The sequence below is a fragment of the Streptomyces sp. NPDC005899 genome (genome assembly GCF_040629645.1).
In the GTDB taxonomy this organism is placed as follows: domain Bacteria; phylum Actinomycetota; class Actinomycetes; order Streptomycetales; family Streptomycetaceae; genus Streptomyces.
Genome location: NZ_JBEXWB010000424.1, coordinates 1 through 4,760, shown reverse-complemented (window position 1 = coordinate 4,760; position 4,760 = coordinate 1). Strand labels below are relative to the sequence as shown.

Genomic DNA, 4,760 nt, shown 5'->3' with positions numbered 1-4,760 from the left:
TCCGCCGCGTGCGGCGAGAGGCTGCGGCCGTCCGCCGCGGCCCAGATGGAGCCCAGCACCTCCGGCCCGTCGCGGACGGCGATGACGAGACGCTCGGCGCTGTCACCGTCGGCGGGGCGGATGATCACGTCCTTCGAGGTCCACAGCGCCCGCAGCACCCCACTGCGCCGCAGTTCGGCGATCCGCCACTGCGGCACCCGTCCGCCCAGGATCGTGGACCGGCGCACCCCGTCCGCCCCCGGCAGGGTCGCGGAGTGGGCAAGCACCCGGAACGAGGTGTCCTCGATGGTGATCGAGCCGCCCGTGTACGCGGCGATCGCCGAGGCCAGCGCGTCCAGGCCGTCGTCCAGGGTGTCGCCGAACGGCCGGGCGCCCTCCTCGGCGAGGCTCCCCGCGTCGGCGAGTGCCAGCGCGGAGCGCAGCAACGCGGCCGTGTCACTCCAGTCGGTCCACGCCGCCCGGGCCAGCAACGCGATCCCCGACTCCTCGGCCGCCGCCAGCACCTCCGGCGCCGGGGGCGCGCCCTCCGTGTCCCGCAGCACCACGGCGCAGGCGCCCCGCCGGGCCGCCTCACGCACGACCGCGGCGGCCCGGCCGGAGGCGGCGGGCGGCCCGACGGCCAGCACGACCATCGCTTCGGCGCCCGACCCGGCCACCTCGTCGCCGAAGAGGACGCCCCGGACCGCCACGTCCGGTCCGCCCGGAGCGAGCAGCAACCGGAGCGTTCCGGCGTCGTCGTAGGCCAGCAGGCGGCGGAGCGTGGCCCCGGCCGCCGCGTCACCGGTGGGTGGGCTGGTGGTCACGGGCCGAGCATACGAGGCACGGCCGGTCAGCCGGCGGAGACCTCCGACCGGTCACCGCCCCACACCGTGTGGAACGAGCCCTCCCGGTCCGTGCGCCGGTAGGTGTGTGCGCCGAAGAAGTCGCGCTGGCCCTGGGTGAGCGCCGCGGGCAGCCGGTCGGCGCGCAGCCCGTCGTAGTACGAGAGGGCAGCGGCGAAGCCGGGAGTGGGCACCCCCTGCCGTACGGCCTCGGCGATCACCGCACGCCAGTCGTCCTGCGCGGCGCCGATCTCCTCCGCGAACCGCTGGTCGGAGAGCAGGCTCAGCAGGTCGGGACGGCTGTCGTAGGCCGCACGGATCCGGTCCAGGAAGGCCGCGCGGATGATGCACCCCGCCCGCCAGATCGCCGCGACCGCCCCCAGGTCGATGTCCCAGCCGTACGCCTCGCTGCCCGCCCTGATCTGGTGGAACCCCTGCGTGTAGGACACGATCTTCGACGCGTACAGGGCCTGCTCCACGCGGGCGGCGAAGGCCGCCGCCTCCTCCTCGCCCAGTGGAGAGGCCGACGGCCCCGGCAGGCCGTGGGCCGCGTCGCGCAGGTCGGCGTGCCCGGACAGGGAGCGTGCGAAGACCGCCTCGGCGATGCCGGACACCGGTACGCCCAGGTCGAGCGCGATCTGTACCGTCCAGCGGCCGGTGCCCTTCTGCTCCGCCCGGTCCTGCACGACGTCGACGAACGGGGAGCCGGTGGCCGCGTCGGTGTGGGCGAGCACCTCGGCCGTGATCTCGATGAGGTAGGAGTCCAGCCGCCCGGTGTTCCAGTCGCGGAAGGTCTCGGCGATCTGTGCGGGGGAGTAGCCGGCGACGGCCCGCAGCAGGTGGTACGCCTCGGCGATGAGCTGCATGTCGGCGTACTCGATGCCGTTGTGGACCATCTTCACGAAGTGACCGGCGGCGTCCGGCCCGACGTGCGTGGTGCAGGGCGTCCCGTCCTCGGCCTCGGCGGCGATCCTCTCCAGCATCGGGCCCAGCGAGGCGTAGGACTCCTCGGAGCCGCCCGGCATGATGCTCGGCCCGTTCAGCGCTCCCTCCTCGCCGCCCGAGATGCCCACCCCGACGAAGTGGATCCCGCGCTCGCGCAGGTCCCTCTCCCGGCGCCGGGTGTCCTCGAAGTGGGCGTTGCCGCCGTCGATGATGAGGTCGCCCTCCTCCAGGAGGGGCGCGAACTCGCTGATCACGGCGTCGGTCGGCTCCCCGGCCTTCACCATGACCACGAGGCGCCGGGGGCGTTCCAGAGCGGCGACGAACTCCTCGGGCGTGTGTGCGGCCACGAACGTCCCCTCGCCCGCGAACTCCTCGACCAGGGCGTCGGTCCTCGCGGTGGTGCGGTTGTGCACGGCGACGGTGAAGCCGTTGCGGGCGAAGTTGCGGGCGAGATTGCGGCCCATGACCGCCAGGCCAGTGACGCCGATCTGCGCAGTGCCGCTCATGTGTGTGCTCCTGCAGTCTGTTCGGGGCGGACGGTGGAGTGGGGGAGGGGCGGAAAGCGGAGGGGGGACGGGTGGAGACCGGACGGGCGGGCCGGTGCGGAGGACCGGTCCGGGGTACGGGGCGCGGAGGCGGAGTGTTCAGCCGGCCTACGTGTCACCTGCCCCAGGACCACAGGCGTCCGCCCCGAAGTTCCCGCATCGCCCGCTTCCTCGCGCTTGCCGTCCGCCGGATGCCTTCCACGTCCCGCCCGCAATTCCACTCCGGTCCCGCGAGGGGCGCAACGGAAGCCCTTCCCGGCGGGTCGCGGCGTGCGGAAGAGGCTGGACCGGAGTGCCGGTCACGTGTGTCCCGCCCCGTGTCGGTCACCTGCTGCCCGGTGTGGCGTCCGCCTTCCCGTCCGCCTCCTTCCGTCCGCCTCCCGCGTCCGTAACGGCACCTCGACGAGGGGAGCAGGGCGTGGCTCACCCCTGGGTGATCGGCAGCTGGGAGGGATCGGCGAGCGGACCCCGGCCCCGACCGCACCGTCAAGCGGAATCCGCACCACCTGGACGGACGTACACTCGGCCCATGGATCGTGCCGTCTCCGCAGGGAAGCGCCCGGACAGGGCTGCCACCGGCGCGTCCGCGAGTTGCCGCACCGCGCCGCACGGGCACGGCTAGCGGCCCACAGCCGTCCCGGGCCGGGCCGCACCCTCGTTCGCAGCCTTCCCCGACCGGGCCTCGGCCCCTCGTTCCGCCGCGCGTATCGACGCATCGCACGGGTTCCACGTCTCCACCGCAGCTTCGGTACACCGCCGTCGCCGCGCCCCGGCGACGCCGCATCACGGCCGAGCCACCTCCGAAGGGACCATCGTGAAGCTGAGCGGGTTGCTGGCCGGGCTGGACCACCGGATCCTCCGCGGGGATCCGGAGTCGACGTCCGTCACCGCGGGGACGACCTTCGACGTGGACCGGGTCCTGCCGGGAGCGTTGTTCGTCGCCGTTCCCGGGCACGGGGAGGGCGGCCCCGGCGCCGTGGCCCCGGCGCTCGCCAGGGGGGCGGCCGCGGTCGTCGTGGACGAGAACTGCGACCTGCCCGCGGGGCCGGCGGACGTCTGCGTCGTGCGGGTGCCGGACACGCGCACGGCGGCCGCAGTCCTGGCCTCCCGCTACTACGGGGAGCCGGGGCGCCAGATGGACGTGGTGGCGATCACCGGCACCAACGGGAAGACCTCCGTCTCCTACATGGTGGAATCCGTCCTGCGGATCTCCGAGGGCGCGACGACGGGCGTCATCGGCACGGCCGGCAGCCGGATCGGTGACGAGCTGATCCCGATGCCCCGGTCGGCGCTGAGCACACCCGAATCCCCTGACCTGCAGTACCTGTTGGGGTGCATGCGGGACCGCGGTGTGGGCAGCGTCGTCCTGGAGGCCACGTCCATGGGCCTGCTGACCCACAGGGTGGACCGTACGTTCGTCGACGTCGGGATCTTCACCAACCTCAGCCAGGACCACCTGGACGACCACGGCACGATGGAGAACTACCGGGACGCCAAACTCCGGCTCTTCCAAGGGCTGTGCCGGCACGCCGTGGTCAATGCCGACGACCCGGTGGGTGCGCTCGTCCCGGCGTTGATGCCCGGTTCGGTGACCACGTACGCCCTCGACACCGCGGCCGACTACCGGGCCGTCGATCTGACCGTCGATGCCGAGGGCACCCGTTTCACCCTGCTCCACGACGGCCGGGCGTACCCGGCGGCCATCCCCTCGCCGGGCAGGTTCTCGGTCGCCAACGCGCTTGCGGCGGTCGCGGCCTGCCACGTGCTGGGGCACGGTCTGACCGGGCTGGTCGCCGCGCTCGAAAGGATGCCGCAGATCCCCGGCCGGTTCGAACGTTTCGTGACGGCGGAGGGCACATCCGTGATCGTGGACTACGCCCATTCCCCCGACTCCTTGAACAAGGTGCTGAGCACCATCCGGGGCTTCGCCCCGGCCAGGGTCGTCACCGTGTTCGGTTGCGGTGGGGACAGGGACACCACCAAGCGGGCGGAGATGGGGACCATCGCCGGTACCCACTCCGATCTGTGCGTGCTCACCTCGGACAACCCGCGCGGCGAGGATCCCGGAGCCATCCTGGACCAGGTAGCGCCCGGTATCGAGGCGACCGGTACCCCGTTCGAGCGTTTCGCCGACCGTCGGGAGGCCATCCGCTTCGCCCTGTCCGCGGCGGGCCCGAAGGACATCGTCCTCATCGCGGGCAAGGGCAGCGAGCCCTTCCAGATCGTCGGCGACCGGCTCCTGCCCTTCAGTGACATGGCCACCGCCCGGGAACTCGCCGGAAGCTGACCCAGCCGGTCACGGGGCCCTCCGTGTCCGGCGTCCGCTTCCGGCTCCGCGCACGGCAGGGCGTGCCCACCCGGCCGCCGAGGCGCCCACCCGGCTGCCGGGGCGCGCCCTCTCGGCTCCCGGACGGGCGACCGGCCTTCTTCCTGCCGTGCCGCGGTTGCG

Annotated in this window: 2 protein-coding genes and 1 pseudogene; 1 reads left to right on the top strand and 2 read right to left on the bottom strand. The window is 73.4% G+C overall.

Annotated elements, in window-relative coordinates:
• A pseudogene (locus ABZ371_RS29080) lies at positions 1-803 on the bottom strand (PucR family transcriptional regulator); the annotation flags it as partial.
• A gap of 26 nt (positions 804-829) precedes the next feature.
• Complete coding sequence (gene gndA / locus ABZ371_RS29075; protein ID WP_358685085.1) at positions 830-2,272, bottom strand: NADP-dependent phosphogluconate dehydrogenase; 1,443 nt, start codon at positions 2,270-2,272, stop codon at positions 830-832.
• Positions 2,273-3,125: 853 nt separating this feature from the next.
• Between gndA and ABZ371_RS29070 the strand changes: the two genes are divergently transcribed.
• Positions 3,126-4,598 (top strand): UDP-N-acetylmuramoyl-L-alanyl-D-glutamate--2,6-diaminopimelate ligase, encoded by a 1,473-nt coding sequence (locus ABZ371_RS29070; RefSeq protein WP_358685083.1) that lies wholly within the window; start codon positions 3,126-3,128, stop codon positions 4,596-4,598.
• The last annotated feature ends 162 nt before the right edge of the window (positions 4,599-4,760 follow it).